Source organism: Dehalococcoidia bacterium (assembly GCA_041653995.1).
In the GTDB taxonomy this organism is placed as follows: domain Bacteria; phylum Chloroflexota; class Dehalococcoidia; order GIF9; family UBA5629; genus CAIMUM01.
This window is the reverse complement of the sequence record JBAZEK010000003.1, coordinates 56,038-72,376: the sequence shown is the minus strand read 5'-3', so window position 1 is coordinate 72,376 and position 16,339 is coordinate 56,038. Positions and strand designations below refer to the sequence as shown.

The 16,339-nt window shown below is 52.7% G+C and carries 19 protein-coding genes; 3 read left to right on the top strand and 16 right to left on the bottom strand.

Annotated elements, in window-relative coordinates:
* Window positions 1-18: 18 nt before the first annotated feature.
* From WC359_09460 to nfi, 5 genes are all read right to left on the bottom strand, one after another.
* A complete protein-coding gene (locus tag WC359_09460; protein ID MFA5400654.1) occupies window positions 19-1,623 on the bottom strand; it encodes a peptide ABC transporter substrate-binding protein in 1,605 nt (534 codons plus the stop codon).
* 8 nt (window positions 1,624-1,631) lie between these two features.
* Window positions 1,632-2,327 (bottom strand): DNA repair protein RadC, encoded by a 696-nt coding sequence (gene radC, locus WC359_09455; GenBank protein MFA5400653.1) that lies wholly within the window; start codon window positions 2,325-2,327, stop codon window positions 1,632-1,634.
* Entirely contained in the window at window positions 2,328-3,521 is a 1,194-nt protein-coding gene (locus WC359_09450; protein MFA5400652.1) for a peptidase MA family metallohydrolase, read from the bottom strand.
* A protein-coding gene (prfB, locus tag WC359_09445) for a peptide chain release factor 2 (GenBank protein ID MFA5400651.1) occupies window positions 3,518-4,622 on the bottom strand; the annotation gives its coding sequence in 2 pieces (ribosomal slippage) (window positions 3,518-4,555 and window positions 4,557-4,622; 1,104 coding nt in all). The genes WC359_09450 and prfB overlap by 4 nt, the downstream gene beginning before the upstream one ends.
* A gap of 8 nt (window positions 4,623-4,630) precedes the next feature.
* A complete protein-coding gene (gene nfi / locus WC359_09440) occupies window positions 4,631-5,326 on the bottom strand; it encodes a deoxyribonuclease V (protein MFA5400650.1) in 696 nt (231 codons plus the stop codon).
* 232 nt (window positions 5,327-5,558) lie between these two features.
* On the opposite strand from nfi, the gene WC359_09435 reads away from it, so the two are divergent.
* Window positions 5,559-6,023: a hypothetical protein gene (locus WC359_09435; GenBank protein MFA5400649.1), complete on the top strand. Its 465-nt coding sequence runs from the start codon at window positions 5,559-5,561 to the stop codon at window positions 6,021-6,023.
* A 13-nt stretch (window positions 6,024-6,036) separates the two neighbouring features.
* Here the strand turns inward: WC359_09435 and WC359_09430 are convergent, their stop codons facing one another.
* Window positions 6,037-7,479, bottom strand: a complete 1,443-nt coding sequence (locus tag WC359_09430; protein ID MFA5400648.1) for a CoA-binding protein — start codon at window positions 7,477-7,479, stop codon at window positions 6,037-6,039.
* Between the two features lie 181 nt (window positions 7,480-7,660).
* On the opposite strand from WC359_09430, the gene rpsP reads away from it, so the two are divergent.
* Entirely contained in the window at window positions 7,661-8,011 is a 351-nt protein-coding gene (gene rpsP / locus WC359_09425; protein ID MFA5400647.1) for a 30S ribosomal protein S16, read from the top strand.
* A complete protein-coding gene (locus tag WC359_09420) occupies window positions 8,008-8,235 on the top strand; it encodes a KH domain-containing protein (GenBank protein ID MFA5400646.1) in 228 nt (75 codons plus the stop codon). The genes rpsP and WC359_09420 overlap by 4 nt, the downstream gene beginning before the upstream one ends.
* Before the next feature lie 69 nt (window positions 8,236-8,304).
* On the opposite strand, the gene WC359_09415 is transcribed toward WC359_09420, so the two are convergent.
* The 10 genes from WC359_09415 to WC359_09370 form a co-directional block, all read right to left on the bottom strand.
* Complete coding sequence (locus WC359_09415; GenBank protein MFA5400645.1) at window positions 8,305-8,736, bottom strand: F0F1 ATP synthase subunit epsilon; 432 nt, start codon at window positions 8,734-8,736, stop codon at window positions 8,305-8,307.
* A 2-nt stretch (window positions 8,737-8,738) separates the two neighbouring features.
* Window positions 8,739-10,130 (bottom strand): F0F1 ATP synthase subunit beta, encoded by a 1,392-nt coding sequence (atpD, locus tag WC359_09410; GenBank protein ID MFA5400644.1) that lies wholly within the window; start codon window positions 10,128-10,130, stop codon window positions 8,739-8,741.
* Window positions 10,131-10,140: 10 nt separating this feature from the next.
* Window positions 10,141-10,998: an ATP synthase F1 subunit gamma gene (gene atpG / locus WC359_09405; GenBank protein ID MFA5400643.1), complete on the bottom strand. Its 858-nt coding sequence runs from the start codon at window positions 10,996-10,998 to the stop codon at window positions 10,141-10,143.
* A gap of 9 nt (window positions 10,999-11,007) precedes the next feature.
* Complete coding sequence (gene atpA, locus WC359_09400) at window positions 11,008-12,519, bottom strand: F0F1 ATP synthase subunit alpha (protein MFA5400642.1); 1,512 nt, start codon at window positions 12,517-12,519, stop codon at window positions 11,008-11,010.
* 24 nt (window positions 12,520-12,543) lie between these two features.
* The gene (atpH, locus tag WC359_09395) at window positions 12,544-13,083 is read right to left on the bottom strand and encodes an ATP synthase F1 subunit delta (GenBank protein MFA5400641.1); all 540 of its coding nucleotides are present in this window, start codon (window positions 13,081-13,083) and stop codon (window positions 12,544-12,546) included.
* Window positions 13,084-13,096: 13 nt separating this feature from the next.
* Entirely contained in the window at window positions 13,097-13,597 is a 501-nt protein-coding gene (gene atpF / locus WC359_09390) for a F0F1 ATP synthase subunit B (protein ID MFA5400640.1), read from the bottom strand.
* 110 nt (window positions 13,598-13,707) lie between these two features.
* Window positions 13,708-13,938: an ATP synthase F0 subunit C gene (locus tag WC359_09385; protein MFA5400639.1), complete on the bottom strand. Its 231-nt coding sequence runs from the start codon at window positions 13,936-13,938 to the stop codon at window positions 13,708-13,710.
* A gap of 28 nt (window positions 13,939-13,966) precedes the next feature.
* Complete coding sequence (locus WC359_09380; GenBank protein ID MFA5400638.1) at window positions 13,967-14,947, bottom strand: FoF1 ATP synthase subunit a; 981 nt, start codon at window positions 14,945-14,947, stop codon at window positions 13,967-13,969.
* A complete protein-coding gene (locus WC359_09375; GenBank protein MFA5400637.1) occupies window positions 14,940-15,281 on the bottom strand; it encodes an AtpZ/AtpI family protein in 342 nt (113 codons plus the stop codon). The genes WC359_09380 and WC359_09375 overlap by 8 nt, the downstream gene beginning before the upstream one ends.
* Window positions 15,282-15,391: 110 nt before the next feature.
* A complete protein-coding gene (locus WC359_09370) occupies window positions 15,392-16,174 on the bottom strand; it encodes a bifunctional nuclease family protein (protein ID MFA5400636.1) in 783 nt (260 codons plus the stop codon).
* Window positions 16,175-16,339 lie beyond the last annotated feature (165 nt).

Here is a 16,339-nt window from a genome sequence, read left to right as displayed (position 1 = left end):
AGCATGCTAATTATATAGCTAATGTTCAATACTTACGAGGTTTAAACGTGGCACCCCCAGCGGATCGATACTGTAGTTCTTGACTCGCGGATTGACCAGGACGTAATTCTTATTGAACCAGAGAGGAATAACGGGCGCCTGGTCGATGATGACCTGCTCCGCCTGACGGTAAAGCTCTATCCGTTTATCATGATCCTGCTCCACGGCCGCCCTGTCGATCAGAGTATCAAATTCACTGCTTGAGAACCGGCCGTGATTGTATTCGGTATCTGTGTAGAAAAGCGTTTGCAGGAAGTTCTGCGGATCGGGATAGTCCGCCACCCAGCCCAGCACGTACATTTCATCAGCCTCCTGTTGCAGGTTGTAATGAAACGGGTCGGGCTCAAGCAGCCTGACCGATACTTCCGCACCCAGGTTCTTTTTCCAATCCTGCATGACAGCCCCCAGAGCAGGGTCGACGTCCAACCCTCCCCATCCAAGCACAGTGATGGTGATAGGAGGCAGGCCGGAGCTATATCTGGATTTGGCCAGCAATTCCCTGGCATAGTCAGGGTCATAGTCAAGCCCCTGCAAATCCTTGTTGTAACCCGGCATGCCCGGAGGCAAAATTCCGTCAGCGCGGTTGACCATGTTTTTCTCTATGATTTTAATGATGTGGTCCTTGTCCACCGAGCGGCTGAAAGCTTCCCTGACAAGGGGATCATCGAAGGGTGGCCTGGTGGTATTGAACCCGATATATTGCAGGCTGAACTCCGGATATATGTGAAGTTGATCGAAGAAAGGCCCTGTCCTGTCTGTAGCACGATCTAAATATAACTGGCTGATCTCAACCACGTCTATCTTTCCCGTCTCGTAAAGGGACATGGGCACGCCGTCCAGCAGTTGGAAGTACAATCGTGCGGTGCCCTTCTTGCCGTAATAATGCAGGCTGGGCTGCAAAATGATGAGTGAGCCCACATTCCAACTGGCCATTCTGTACGGTCCGCTACCGTTGGGTTTGTACCACCACCAGTCTCCTCCTGTTTCGACATTTCGTCTGTCCACCACGAAGGCAGTGGGATAAGCCAGCTTGGAAAGAAAATAAACTTTAGGCTCGTCGATCGTAACCGAGAGGGTATGGTCGTCGATAACTGATACACCGCTGAGGTTTTGAGCCTGGCCGGACAGCACTTCAGTCGAGCCGACTATATCATTAAGGTAGGTGGATGCCGTCTGTGAACCTGTGGCAGGGTTGCAAGCTCTCTCCAAGGAGTACTTGACATCGGAGGCAGTGACCGGTTTGCCGTCATGGAAAAGGGCGTCCCGGCGCAGGAAAAAGGTATATGTTTTACCGTCAGGGCTTACAGTCCAGCGCTCTGCCAGGTCAGAAACGGGCTCAAGGTTCTCATTTAATTTGACCAGGCCGTTGAAGATCTGCATGATGTATAGATGGGATGACATCTCGCCCGATATCGCCGGATCGAGAGTAAGCGGCCCTATATCCCAGAGCTTAAGGGTGCCGCCCGGGCCCTCTTGGATATCGGAGTCAGCGACCCCCAATAGGCTGCACCCTGCAAGTGTTGATATAACGAATGCGCTGATGACTGCCGCGCCGATCAACTTGATCAGAATGTTCCTTTTCATTATTGACCTCAAATTAAATTTCTTGATTTCAGGCTGGTGTAGCCCTTATCGCTGACGATGATATGGTCGAGTACCGGTATGCCCAGCAGTTCGCCCGCCTCCACCAGCCTTCTGGTCAGGTTAACATCTTCCGACGACGGCTCGAGATCGCCGGAGGGGTGATTGTGAACGAAGATAACCGCAGCCGCCAGCGAAGATATGGCGTCCTTGAACACCTCGCGCGGGTGGACTATGCTGCTATCCAGGTTGCCCATGGATACCTGCTTTTTATTGCTGACACGATTACGTGTATCCAGGCAGAGCACGTAGAAGTGCTCCTTTTTCTTTCCCCGCAGTTTCTCCTGCATGGATATAAAAGCTTCTTCGGGAGATTGTACGGGCTTCCCTTTCTCAGCATAATCAGGATCTAATAGTCGTTTGCCGATCTCGCAAGCGGCTTTCAACTGAATGGCCCTGGCCTCGCCTATGCCTCTTGACCTGGATAACTCCTGGATGGATGCCGAGGCGATGTTATGCAAGTTGCCGAACTCCGATAGCAATTTTTGTGACGTCATAACGACCGAGTCGCCCCGCGTGCCGCTGCCCATGATGCAGGCAAGCAACTCTGCTGTTGAAAGCGCTTCTGCCCCCAGCCTTTTAAGGCGCTCCCTTGGCCTGTCTGAGGGCGGCAGATCGTGGACCGTATAAGTCCTTTCGGTCTCCATCTAAACGCCTCCCCGGGCAACCGTATAGGCAACAGGGGATAAGCTGAGGATGCAGGCTGTACCGGGCACATGAGAAGTGATCTCGCCCGGGACGGCATTAGCCTGCGGCGCGGCTGTCATATATTCCAACCATGCATCGTCCAGACCACTCAGGTTGAATCCGTAGACATTGGTCAAAGCGTCGTCAAGGCTGTAGCCGTCGTTGATCAGAACAAGCAACCGGTGGATCTTCTCCCTGCCGTGAACGTTTATCAGGTATTCTATTACGCTCTGGCTCTGAGCATAAGCGAAATAGGCTTCCTGGGGATCGGCCGGAAAAGGGCTTGTAAGGGATTGCAGGGTAGCAATGCGGCCGTCCTCAATGGACCTTTGAAACTCTTCCCTGGCGGCTTCGCTCTGTTCTCCTTCGGCATGCATTGCCAGCCCCTCGTCCAGCCAGTATGGTCTGGTTTCCCCGTAGGGGCTGACCGTGACCTGTTGCGTCATCAGATGGCCCAACTCGTGTGCTACGGCTTTTTTACCCCATGCCAGGTTATTGGGTGAAATACCGATGGAGATGATGTTAAATCCCCTGTAGGCCACGCCCCCCGTCCACTCGTCGGGAGCTATAATGGATTCACGAAGATCGCTGAAATTCGCGTATATATAGATATGGACCGGTTTATCCAGAGTTACACCCGTATCCCTCTCCAACCTTCCCTTTGCATCCGTCGCGGCCTTGAGCAGGTCGCCGGAAAAGGAACTGCTTCCCCGGTACCAGTAAATATTAATATTCTGATCGCTGACCTTCTGCCACTTGTAACGTGTATCATCGAAAGTAATAATATTTTTTGGCGTGGTCAGCCTGTTGCCTGCGTCGTCCTCGATTACCCACCAGTAGGTGACTGTGGCTCCGGGCGGTAACATGCCTTTGCGCATATCCCAGCTCCAGGCGGCCTCGATGTTTCTGGCCGGCTGAAACACGAGCCAGGCCTCGGCAAAGGTCGGTGAGTACATTTTCTTGTCGACTTCGTAGCGGAGCCTGATGCGCGTAATGGGATCGGCGCTTTCGGCCCTAACTTTAAACGTGAGCATGTTGGGAAAATCTGCCTCCGTGCTCGAATCCAGCAGCCTGACATCGTCGGCTGCAGAGACGGCAGCCGGCATCAGGTATATCAGCAACAGCAGCAGGATAATAGTAATCTGCCTTATCATTTATCTTCTCCAACTTTCGAGCGTAAATACGCATTGATTAACTCATCGATCTCGCCTTCCAGCACGGCAGCGGTATTGCTGGTCTCGTATTCCGTCCTGTGATCCTTGACCATCTTGTAAGGGTGAAGCACATAGCTCCTGATCTGGTTGCCCCAGCCGGCGTCGATGCGTTTTCCTTTGATCTTGGCTTTCTCAGCCTCCCTTTTTTCGATCTCTATCTCAAGCAGGCGGGCGTATAACACCCTGAGTGCGCTCTCCTTGTTCTGATGTTGCGAGCGCTCGCTCTGGCAGCTTACCACCAGGCCGGTGGGGATATGCGTAATCCTCACCGCGCTGCTGGTTTTTTGCATGTGCTGCCCCCCGGGTCCGCTTGACCTGAAGGTGTCTACGCGGATATCTTCAGGGTTGATCTGCAGATCGGTCCGGGCCTCCGCTTCGGGCATGACCTCTACCAGGGCGAAAGATGTATGACGCGCATGGTCGGCGTCGAAGGGAGAGAGGCGCACCAGCCTGTGCACGCCATGCTCGGACTTGAGTTTTCCGTACGAGAAATTCCCCTTGATCTCAATGGTAGCGCTTTTAATTCCGGCCTCGTCTCCGGGTGAGACATCCAGTACATCGGATTGCAGCTTGTGCCGCTCGGCCCAGCGCACGAACATGCGCATCAGCATCTGGGCCCAGTCCTGTGATTCGGTTCCCCCTGCGCCGGCATGTATGGCGAGTATGGCATCCCTGCTGTCGTAGGGTCCGTCCAGCATGAGCTGTACCTCAATCTGATCGAAATGCGCCTTAATACGGTCGATCTCTGTGTGGACATCGGTCTTTAAGGATTGATCGCTCTCGGCAAGGGCTATGGATATGACCTCCGCTACGCCGGATGCGCTCTTTTCTATGTCGCGCCACTGTGCAGCAGTATCTTTAAGCGAACCTATCTGGCGCATAACGGATTGCGCCGTTTGCTGGTCGGACCAGAATCCGGGATCGGATGTCTTTGCCTCCAGCTCAAATAGTCGTTTCTCTTTCCCCGCGATGTCAAAGATGCTCCATGATGGCGGAGATCCTGCGTCGCAGCTCTTCAATACGTGTTTTTTCTTCCAGCATAGACTATTTTATCTTCCGTTCATCATACAGGCGGACAAATCGGATGATCCTCCGGCCGCAATATGTGCCAGGCGGGTAGGCTGCGGTAGGCGGAAACCCCGGCAGCAACTCAGCACCAGCCTGATGGCGCTGTCAAGGTCGGTTCTGTGCCCGATCGATACGTAAAGGGGTTTAACCGCACGCTTCGTCCTGACCACTGCTCCGATTACCTCATCTTTCTCCAAGAGCAGGCTGTAACTCCCGGCTTCCTCAGGCAATGAATCATGTGTGCCGATCAAACGGGACTTGGCGCACCCGATGGACGGTATATTCAACAGCAACCCGAGGTGGGATGCGATCCCCAGCCTCCTGGGATGGGCGAGGCCCTGTCCGTCCACCATCAGCAGGTCGGGTCGCGTCTCTAATCCATTGCACGCCTGCAAGGCCAGCGGCGCTTCCCTGAACGATAACAGGCCTGGGACGTACGGGAAATCGATAGCGCCCTCGGCGACAGAGATATCGCGGACCTCGAGATCAGGGTAATTCACCACAACAACTGCCGCGCGTCCGGTCCTTGAATACCGGGATACCGAAACATCGATTCCGGCTATCAGTTTAATATCCATTTTATCATTACAGCGCATGACCTTATCTGAGAGTTTGACCTGCAGTTCACGCGCCTGACTGACATTGAGGTCCCAGCGATGGCAGGGGGGAATTTTCATAAAGCTGATTATAAAGGCTGAACGCTGTATATTACAAATAACGCCGGCTTAATCATAAGGTTGCAGCGATGGTACTGATATTTCGTGCCGACTGCGGTTTTATCCGCTTCAACAGCGGATGAAGTGGCCAGCGGGGCCCGCGTAATTTTGAAAAATGATAGGATTGGCTATAGAATTATTCACGTTTATAAGAGGATACTATCGGAGGAACGAATACAGGGGGTTAATAGATATGAGATCAATACGATCATATATTATTGTTTCAATCATGGCGGCGGCTCTGCTGTGCGTATTCGCCGGCTGCAGTAGTCCGGGAACAGAGGTCAGCCGGCCCGATAAATCCGCAATCACTGAAGGGGTGATAACCACTTCTGTGGACAACGATTCAAAACCCACCAGTGCCGTAAGCACGGTGTTCGCACCCGATACGCCAGCCATCTATTGTTCGTTCAAGGTCTCGGGTGTCACGGAGGAGGATTTAATCAAAGCCAGCTGGTACTACGTTAATGGCGAAGCTGTCGGAAAGGACAACGAACTGCTCGATGAGATATATACCAGCGCGCAGGGAGGCGGTGAGGCTTACTATCTGGCGTTTTACAAGCACATGCCGGCGGGCGGCTGGTACAAAGGCAGTTATAAAGTCGTGCTCTATGTAAATAATATCGAGAAGCTGGCAGTGCCTTTCGATATAAAATAGTTGCGCCAATAATTTATAGATCCGGTGAACGGCGCAGGCGGGAGTATCCGGCCAGTGCGGCCATAGCCCGGGCGCACTGTTCCGGCGTATCGTATACAGGGATACCGGACTCTTTCAGCGCATCCGATACGGGGTCTTCTTTAACGTCGCTGTACCAGCGTACACAGACCACCGGCTTCCCGTAGATACGGGGCAGGTCACAAAAACGATTCGTCCCTTCATCGGTGAGCCGTTTTATGTTTTTCAGCACATCCGCGGGAAGACTATCGAGCTTTAATCCCCAGACGAACGGATTGATCGGCACGTTGCTGATGAAGCCGTCGATATATTCCAGCTTCAATAAGGTTTCCACTACGTTGGCTTCATCCATAGCCGTGCGATAGCTTCCGGCAAAGTCTACGGGATTGGTTGGAGGTGGGGCGTGGGGAGGAAGCATTTTCATCAGGGCTGCACAGGTATCTTTATCCAGCTCCGGCACCTCAAGTCCCAGCTTTTGACAGGCGTCAGTTGATACGACACCCTGCCCTCCGGTACCCAGCACGCCAATTCTTTTGCCGGGAGGCAGTGGCGAGCTGAGGAACGCGACCGCCAGATCGAAGGTCTGGAAAGACTCTTGCGCTCGTATCAGGCCGAGTTGTTCGCAGGCGCTCTGGAAGACCAGGTCTGAACCTGCGATGGATGCAGTATGCGACATGGTTGCACGGGCGCCGGCGGGCGAGCTTCCGCCCTTGTAGAGCACGATCGGCTTCTTCCGGAGAGTTTCCTTACAGCTCTCAAAGAACCTTCTGCCGTCTTTAATGCCTTCCAGGTATAGTATGATAACCCTGGTCTCTTCATCGCATGAGAAGTATTCGATGTAGTCTGCAACGGTTAGGTCAGCCTGGTTGCCGATGCTGATGAAAGTTCGGAGGCCGAAGCCCTTGCTACCGGCCATGTCCGCCATGTATCCCCCGAACGTGCCGCTTTGCGAGATAAAGGTGATATGTCCCTGTTTGGGTGCCTTTTCGAAGGCGTTGTTGAGGCAAGCTGCCGCGCTCCAGATACCCATGCAGTTGGGTCCCACGCAGCGTATGCCTCCATTCGCCGCGATACTCATGACTCTTTCCTGAAGCGCCTTTCCTGCTCCACCTGTTTCAGCGAAGCCGGCAGATATCAATATAGCTCCCCTGACACCCTTATCCACGCATTCCTGCATAACAGCAGGCACATGTATTGCCTGGACCGTTTTAACGGCCAGGTCCACCTGTCCGGGTATGTCTTTAACTGAGCGGTAAGAGGGCAAACCCAGTAATGTGCCGCCCTGAGGATTAACGGGATATATCCGGCCGCGATAGCCTGTGCGCAAGGGCCTTTCGACCATCATATATCCCCATTTGGCGATATTGTCCGAGACGCCGATGATGGCCATGGATCCAGGTTTAAATATGCAATCGAGCTGCTCTATTATCGATGGCAAGGCAGGACCTCCGGATAAAGGCGTTGGATGGATTATAAACCATTTCCCCTCCTGATTTCATGGCCGGATATATGCCGGGTCACGAGCATTAACGATGGATGTAATATGCGATATTGTTGACAGGTACGAACGCTTCCGGCATAATAACCAGTAAAAAATAAAGGACTACAGGTAAACCGATATCATGGTAAAAATCAGGTTAAGAAGGACAGGCGCCAGACATAAGCCTATGTACAGGATTGTGGTGACCGACAGCAAGTCACCCCGAGAAGGCGCTTTCATTGAAGTCATAGGGAATTATAATCCGCTAAATGACCCTGAGACTGTAAATATAAATGAGGACAAGGCTCTGGCCTGGCTGGAGAAAGGCGCCCAGCCGACGGAGACGACATACAGGTTGCTGGCTAAAACCGGCGTGATGGCAAAATTTAACGCGGCGCATCCTTCAAGAAAATTCAAACAGGCAGTACAGAAGACTACTCAGAAGGTGAAGAAGAAGTCCAAATCTACAACTGAGGTGAAGGCAGCATGAAGGAGTTAGTCGAATACATTGCCCGGTGTATCGTGAGCGCGCCCGATGATGTCAAGGTAACGCAGGAGACTGATGCGGGGGGTGTGGTCATCAAGCTGGAGGTCAATGCAGAGGACAAGGGCCGGGTAATCGGCAAGCAGGGAAGGGTTGCTGAAGCCATGCGCACCCTTTTGCGCGTGGTCGCCACCAAAGAAGGTACCAGAGTCAGACTCGAGATAATCTAAATATTAGCCGGCAATTAAAAAGCCAATATCGACCGAACGATCGATATTGGCTTATATTTTTTCTGCAATCTATACGCGGGGCTTGTAGCCTGGTGTTCTGCGGCGTTTTTCAGCAACGCGCAGGCGGGCGAGAGAACGCCTGAGGGCAGCCTCCGCCCTCGACTGATCGATATCAGAGGTGATTGACTTGAGCCGTTCTTCTGCTCGCTGCTTTGCTGCAGCGGCGCGTTCAAGATCGATCTCATCGCATCTCTCGCAAGAGTCGGCCAGCACGATCACTTTTTCCGGCATGACCTCCATGAAACCGCCGGTGATAACCATATATTGCTCGTCTCCATCTTTACGTATGACAAGCTCGCCCGGTGCAAGCATGGTGATGAGGGGGGCATGCTTGGGAAGTACGGTCATCTGCCCCTCGGTGCCCTCGGCAATGACTGTAGTTACATCGCCGGAAAAGATCTGGCGCTCGGCAGTGACTATCTCTAACTTCATTGTCGGCATGATTACGCCTCTAATTTTTGTGCTTTCTCTGCAGCTTCTTCAATAGTACCCACCATTACGAATGCAGATTCGGGGAGGTGGTCCCATTTGCCTTCAAGTATCTCTTTAAACCCGCGGACGGTCTCCTTAATCGTCACATATTTGCCCGGTATGCCCGTGAAAGGCTCCGCCACGAACATAGGCTGCGTAAGGAATCTCTGTATGCGGCGCGCCCTGTTGACGGTCACCTTGTCTTCTTCGCTCAGCTCTTCCATTCCCAGGATGGCGATAACGTCCTGCAGGTCCTTGTAGCGCTGCAGCACCTTCTGAATGCCGCGGGCAGCCTGGTAGTGGTCCTCTCCCACGACCTGTGGATCGAGAATGCGCGAGGTGGAGGCTAGGGGGTCCACCGCCGGGTAGAAACCCTGTGCCGCGATCGCGCGCTCGAGCGATACGACTCCATCGAGATGGCCGAAGGTTGTGACGATGCCGGGATCGGTGTAGTCATCCGCCGGCACATAGATGGCCTGGAACGAGGTGATCGAACCCTTCTTGGTCGACGTGATGCGGTCTTCCATCTCGGCCACGTCGGTGCCCAGCGTAGGCTGATAGCCCACGGCTGAAGGCATGCGGCCGAGCAGCGCTGATACTTCCATGTTGGCGAGAATGTGGCGGTAAATGTTATCGACGAAAAGCAGCACATCCAATCCCTCGTGGTCGCGGAAGTGTTCTGCAAATGTTACCCCGGTGAGCGCCACGCGGGCACGGACGCCGGGAGGCTCGTTCATCTGGCCGAAGACCATGATGGTCTTCTCGATGACGCCTGATTCTTTCATTTCACGCCAGAGGTCGTTGCCTTCCCTGGACCTCTCTCCCACGCCGGCAAATACCGAGAAGCCGCCGTGCGCGGTGGCGATATTGTGGATTAGCTCCTGGATGATGACCGTCTTGCCCACGCCGGCGCCGCCGTAGGCTCCGATCTTGCCTCCCCTGGTGAAAGGAGTGATGAGGTCGATAACCTTGATGCCTGTCTCCAGCATCTGTATGGTTGTCTCCTGTTCTGCCAGGCTGGGGGGATCGCGGTGAATGGGCAACTTGTCTTTAGTCTTTATCTCTCCCAGCCTGTCCAGGGGATCTCCGAACACATTGAACAGGCGTCCGAGTGTGGCTTTGCCGACCGGTACGGAGATGGGAGCACCGGTATCGACGGCCACCGCGCCCCTCTGAAGGCCCTCGGTAGGGCAGAGGGACAGGCAGCGCACCCAGTTATTGCCGATATGTTGCACCGTCTCCAGCACGATCTTCTCGCCGTCCTGCATTATCTCGAGGGCGTTGTAAATCGCAGGCAATTCCTCCTGAGGAAACTCGACATCGACTACCGTGCCGATGACCTGAATTACTTTACCTTTTGCCAAATTGCACCTCCTATTTGAGACCTTCAACGCCTGCGACGATATCGAGCAGTTCCTTGGTGATCATCTCCTGGCGGGCTTTATTCATTGTCAGCGTAAGCTCGGCGATTACATCGTAGGCATTGTCGGTGGCATTGCGCATAGCCATCATGCGCGCCGACTGTTCGCTGGCGATTGATTCAAGTAAGGAGTGATACACCTGCATTTCGACGAACCTTGGCAGTAGCTCGCCGAGGACATGCATAGCGTTGGGTTCGAAAATATATTCCGGGCTGACGGTCTTGGGCAACTGCGCCGGCTCCACGGGCAGTAAAAGTTCCAGTACGGGTTTCTGGCTCATCAGGTTGACGAACCGGGAATAGGCGATATAGACGCGGTCATAGAGCCCGTTGGTGTAGTCGTCTATCACAATCTGCGAAATAGCCATGGTGTCTGCCATCTTGGGCCGGTCACCCAGTTTGGTGAACTCGGCGCGGATCTCACGCATCGATCGGCGCATGAAATCACGGCCTTTGGAGCCCACTGTAATAACCGTGACCGGGACCTTCTGTTCGAGAATAAAATTGCCTACCAGCCGGTTCAGGTTGGTGTTCAAACCGCCGCATAAACCCCGGTCAGTCGTTATATGCACGATGCCTATTTTATTTACGGGGCGTGCTACCAGCAGCGGGTGACTGGCTCCTCCGGCGGCAGCCTGGGCGGACAGGTCGGCTATGATGTGCATGATCTTGTCGCTGTAAGGCCTGCCTGCGATGGCCATATCCTGGGCCTTCTTCATTTTGGCAGTGGCGATCATCTCCATGGCACGGGTTATTTTGGCCGTGCTCTGGACACTGCGGATCCGCCGTCTAAGTATTTTTGGACTTACCATCTAATCGCCTCAATAAGCAGAGCTCTGCTTAAATTCTGCTATGGCCTTTTTGAGTTCTGCCTCAGTTTCAGGTTTTAACGCCTTGTCGGCCGCAATTGTATTGCCGACTGCGGGATGGTTATTGAGCATGAATTTATAGAATGCATTCTCGAAGGCCGAAACCTTCTCAACCGGGACATCGTCGATATATCCGTTGGTGACGGCAAACAGTATCATAACCTCGTTTTCCAGTGAAAGCGGGTCATATTGCGGCTGTTTGAGTATCTCAATCATGCGCTTGCCGCGCTCCAGCTGTGCCAGGGTGGCCTTGTCCAGGTCCGAAGCGCCGAATTGAGCGAAAGTAGCCAGCTCGGCATATTGCGCCATATCGAGCCTCAATTTGCCCGCCACCTGCCTCATGGCCTTGGTCTGGGCATTGCCGCCTACGCGGGAAACGGAGAGGCCAACGTTAAGCGCCGGGCGGATGCCTGCGTTGAACATATCTGTCTCGAGCAGGATCTGTCCGTCGGTAATGGAGATGACATTGGTTGGAATATATGCCGACATGTCGCCGGCCTGAATTTCGATAACGGGAAGAGCTGTAAGCGAGCCTCCTCCCAGCTCGGCGGAGAGCTTGGCCGCCCTTTCAAGCAGCCTGCTGTGCAGGTAGAAAACATCGCCGGGGTAGGCTTCGCGTCCGGGAGGACGGCGCAGGATGAGCGATACCTGGCGGTATGCCCATGCATGCTTGGAAAGGTCGTCGTATATAATGAGGGCGTCCTTGCCCTGCTCCATGAACTCTTCACCGATAGCGCATCCCGCATATGCCGACAGGTATTGCATTGACGCCGGGTCGGACGATGTGGCAACCACCACTACGGTGTGTTCCATGGCGCCGTATTTTCTAAGCGTTTCAACAGTGTTTGCTACCTTGGCCGTCTTCTGGCCGATCGCCACGTAGATGCATATAAGGTCTTTGCCTTTCTGGGCGATGATGGCGTCGATGGCAACCGCGGATTTGCCGATGGAGCGGTCGCCGATGATCAGCTCACGTTGCCCTCGCCCGATGGGCACCAGGGCATCGACACATTTAATACCGGTGTGCACGGATACATTAACCGGCTGCCTGTCAACGACGTTGGGGGCGATACGTTCGACAGGCCGGGATTTAGAGGTCTTGATGGGGCCAAGGCCGTCGAGGGGCTGACCGAGTGTGTTTACCACGCGGCCGATGAGCTCGTTGCCGACAGGGACCTCGACTACGCGGCCGGTGCAATGGACCTCGTCGCCTTCCTTAATATGGCTGTATTCGCCAAGGATCACGGCGGCCACATTGTCTTCCTCCAGGTTGAGTGCCAGTCCCATGATGCCGTTGGGGAATGCCAGAAGTTCATTGTTCTTGGCTTTGCGCAGGCCCTGTATGCGGGCAACGCCGTCGCCGACCTCCACCACGGTTCCAACGTCTACCATGGTGGCAGTGGCGCCGAAGCGCTCGATTTGCTCCTTGATTACCGAAACTATATCTTTTTCCTGGGATTTCAATCTGCTCACCCCCTTAAAGGTTGTTTATTTCGTAGCTTCTACAAGGTCTTTCCTCAGCAGTTCCAGCCTGTTGCGGATACTGCCGTCTATTAAAGTATCTTCAATGCGGGCTACCATGCCGCCGATTATGGAAGGATTGACCTTGAGCTTAACGGTAACTTTCTTGCCGGTTATCTTTTCGAGCTGACCGGTTACCTTCTGTTTATCGTTTTCATCTATCGGGACAGCCGTCGTGACCACCGCGTGCTTGATGCCGCGCTGTTCATCGACCAGGTTGTCATATTCATCGGCTATCTGTTCCGCGTTCTTTATCCTGCCTTTCAGAATGAGCAGGTAGCACAGATTAAGGACAAGCTCATTGGACGTATTAAGCTTCTGTTTGATCAATTCCGCTTTCAGGTTGAATGAGACCTTGGGATGATCTATCAAATCCACAATCTCACTGTCCTTCATCAGGTCAGCCAGCTTGCGGAGCTCCTTTTTCCATTCATCCAGGTTGTTATTCGCCTGCGCGATCTGAAAGATCGCTTGCGCGTAGCGCCTGGCAGAAATCGTTGAAATCATTTTTCTATCCTGCTTAATTCTGTTTGAACGTATTACTCTGGTCCAGTACCTCGTTGATCAGCTTGCGGTGTTTCTGTGCGTCAAGAGACTCATTGATGACCTTTTCAGCCGCCAGGATAGTGAGGCTGGAGAACTCTGACCGCAGCTCTGCGATGGATTTATCGCGTTCGAGCTTGATCTCATCCCTGGCCTTGTTTATGATTGCATCTGCTTCCTTGCGTGCACCATCTTTGGCCTCTTCCTTGATCTTATCGGCTATCTGAGAGGCCTGCGTGATGATCACCTGGCCTTCTCTGCGTGCAGCTTCGACAGCAGCTTTGATCTGTTCCTCGCTGCGGCTCGTCTGCTCCTTTATCTTCTCGGCCTGTTCCAGGCTCTCCTTTATCTTGGCGGCCCGCTCGTCAAGCATTTTAAGGACCGGCTTGTATAGAATCGCAGTGAGCAGCCCGAAGAGGACAAGGAAATTGATCAGAAATGCAACCAGCAGTTGCCAATTTATTCCGATACTTTCCATATTTACCTCAAAGTTCCAATCCTGTTTTTTTCTTAAAGGGCGCCGGCGTTTATTGCCGGAACCGGGAAGGACGACAATTGAAGCGGTCCTTCCTCAGCAATAAACAGGAATTAGACTACCATGGCGAGCAGTATGGCTATGATCAGAGCATAGATGCCGACCGCCTCCGTCAGAGCGCCGATCAGGATCATGTTGGTCAGGAGTACGCCCCTGGCTTCAGGATTGCGGCCCAGCGCCTGCATGGCGCCCAGGCCGATAAGGCCAAGACCGATGCCCGGCCCAAGCATACCCAGTCCACCGGCAAGGCCAGCACCCAGCATTTTCATAGTTTCAGCGTCCATTAGATCCCTCCTTTTACTTGAGTACAGATTAATTGTGTTCAGCACCCTCTTCATGGTGCGAGGTTACTGCCATTACACCGAATACGAGTGTCAGGCCTGCGAAAATCATAGCCTGCAGGAAACCGACAAGGGTTTCCAGACCATAGAACGGTACAGGTGCTATGAAGGCCACCAGGAATGTCATAACGCCAAGCAGAATTTCTCCTGCAGTCATGTTGCCAAATAGACGGAAGGTAAAACTGACGATCCTGATGAAGTGGCTTAATATTTCCAGCAGCCCGACATAGATATTGATGAACCCAAACGCCAGTCCGCTGAGGAATGGCTTCACATTGCCTTTGAAAAGGTCTCCGAAGGCCTTGCCCAGTGCGCTGAACTGGAAGAACGAGTCCACGTATTTAAGCGGGCCGATCTTGGAAAATCCGAGGTATTCAATAAATACGAAAGAAACGAGCGCGATCGAAAGTGTGAGGTTCACATCCGTATTGGCGGCACGCAGGAATGGCACAACAACGGTGGCTGAGTGGGACCCTTCACCTATGTGTTCAACCGGTCCCCATGTGCCCCAGAGCGGCACAAGCGCCAGCAGGGCATTGGTGACAACATATAAAAATATCGTTGTAACTATGGGGAAGAAAGTGCGGACGTTCTTGGGTCCGGCAACGCCTTCAATAGTATTGTAGATGCCGTCGACTACTACCTCTGCAAAGCTCTGCAGCCTGCCTGGTATTACCTTCATTTTTCTGGTGGCAAAGAAGAATACGAGGAAAAGCAACAGGATGGTAACCCAGGATGAGATAAGGGTATTGGTGACCTTGAACTCGCCTATATGGAACATCGCTTCCGAGGGAAGCACAACATGTGGCTTGCTGACCTGTAAGTCCTGCGGCACGCTGATATTAAAGAATTTGCTGCCGAGGGGGCCCATCACAAATGAGGTCAGTAAGAGTGCCAGAAGGAATATGCCGAGGATAACCATTAACCGGCTGGAGCAACCAAGTTTACTCACTGTCCTGCTCCTTTATCGAGTTCTTTTTTGCATCCATCTTCTTTTGCTCGTCAATAAACTGGCGCAGCATGCGGTACAATCCGTACCCTGCTGCCGAGGTCCCAAGCACAAAGCCAATCAACGTGCATAGTGGCCTGCTGTTCAATCGCTCTGGAGCATCCAACCACAGGCCGAGGGCCGTTGGCAGTATCAAACTTAGCGCTACATACCAACCGACATTAAAGAGAAACCAAAATCCTCTGAGTAGCTGTTTTTTATCTGGTTTCAGTTCGCTGTCTTTTTTAATCACTGCATTATAACAAGCATGTATTTTAACCGTCAACGGAAAATCCATTGATTTTTGGCAACATAGTATACGCCTTAGTAACTACGCATTTTAAGAAGTGGCAGTGATTACTATAGTAAATATCAGGTCGGTTACAGTGTATTGCAGGCGCTCAATAATCAGGACTTCTTTTTGCCAAAGTCATCCAGATCAAGAGTGTTAATGAAATCGTAAATTGCCGGATATTTCATTATTTCCTGCTCGTTGACCTTTCCAGGGTTGACGCTGCCGTCGCCGGCCTTGGGTTGAGCGGTGATCTTACCCGATTCGCCGTCGAGGATGATACCGGCCTTATCGAGGACCGATTCTTCCGCGTAAATGGGCGCTGTGACCCTTACAGCCAGGGCTATAGCATCACTGGGACGGGAGTCCAGCTTCATTTTAGTCATTAGCCACCGTTTATTCTGCTCGTCGTAGAACACTTCAAACACCCAGCCTTCCCCGCCATCGATTTCCATAAAGTGTTTTTTTCCGTCCTGCCACCTGTTCACAATAGTGGATTTAAATTCATGGCCCTGCCATACCAAAGACAATTTGGCGTCCCTGTCCAGATCCTGTAGACGGCCGCGGCCCGAACGAGCCTCAAGCTCAACAACAGGGGGACCTTCAGTGAATTCAAAGACGATTTGTGCATAAAAAGTATCTGAACGCAGGTCGTTGACCACAATCTTTGATATGTTGGTTCCTGACAGCGATTTGAGTGCAAAGAAGGTATTTTTCAACAGGTCATGTGTCATGGGACGTGAAACATCGACGTTCTGCAACTTCATGGAAATGGCATCGGCCTCCGCTGGACCTATCCAGATCGGCAGGTAGCGGTCGGTCTGCCTCTCCTTAAGTATGACCACATGCTGATAATTCATCAGGCTGACACGTATACTGTCGATTTGCATCTCTTTCATAGGGAACCTCCTGAGCATCGTCGCTCAGTTAGGATTGATTGTAACGCCAAACCCCAGTAGTGTCAATTACTATAAATACATATGCGATATACAATGTTGTATACAAAAACGTCTGCTGATGCTTGATTTGAAATGCCAGATGTTCGTCGTTGTTATCCGCTTTGG

Excerpts from the sequence above, each read along its gene's own strand:
- WC359_09420 (MFA5400646.1), top strand. The coding sequence starts at position 8,008 with ATGAAGGAGTTAGTCGAATACATTGCCCGGTGTATCGTGAGCGCGCCC.
- WC359_09370 (MFA5400636.1), bottom strand. The coding sequence starts at position 16,174 with ATGAAAGAGATGCAAATCGACAGTATACGTGTCAGCCTGATGAATTAT.
- radC (MFA5400653.1), bottom strand. The coding sequence starts at position 2,327 with ATGGAGACCGAAAGGACTTATACGGTCCACGATCTGCCGCCCTCAGAC.
- nfi (MFA5400650.1), bottom strand. The coding sequence starts at position 5,326 with ATGAAAATTCCCCCCTGCCATCGCTGGGACCTCAATGTCAGTCAGGCG.
- WC359_09450 (MFA5400652.1), bottom strand. The coding sequence starts at position 3,521 with ATGATAAGGCAGATTACTATTATCCTGCTGCTGTTGCTGATATACCTG.
- atpF (MFA5400640.1), bottom strand. The coding sequence starts at position 13,597 with ATGGAAAGTATCGGAATAAATTGGCAACTGCTGGTTGCATTTCTGATC.
- WC359_09415 (MFA5400645.1), bottom strand. The coding sequence starts at position 8,736 with ATGCCGACAATGAAGTTAGAGATAGTCACTGCCGAGCGCCAGATCTTT.
- atpG (MFA5400643.1), bottom strand. The coding sequence starts at position 10,998 with ATGGTAAGTCCAAAAATACTTAGACGGCGGATCCGCAGTGTCCAGAGC.
- WC359_09375 (MFA5400637.1), bottom strand. The coding sequence starts at position 15,281 with ATGGATTTTCCGTTGACGGTTAAAATACATGCTTGTTATAATGCAGTG.
- WC359_09435 (MFA5400649.1), top strand. The coding sequence starts at position 5,559 with ATGAGATCAATACGATCATATATTATTGTTTCAATCATGGCGGCGGCT.
- WC359_09460 (MFA5400654.1), bottom strand. The coding sequence starts at position 1,623 with ATGAAAAGGAACATTCTGATCAAGTTGATCGGCGCGGCAGTCATCAGC.
- atpH (MFA5400641.1), bottom strand. The coding sequence starts at position 13,083 with ATGATTTCAACGATTTCTGCCAGGCGCTACGCGCAAGCGATCTTTCAG.
- WC359_09385 (MFA5400639.1), bottom strand. The coding sequence starts at position 13,938 with ATGGACGCTGAAACTATGAAAATGCTGGGTGCTGGCCTTGCCGGTGGA.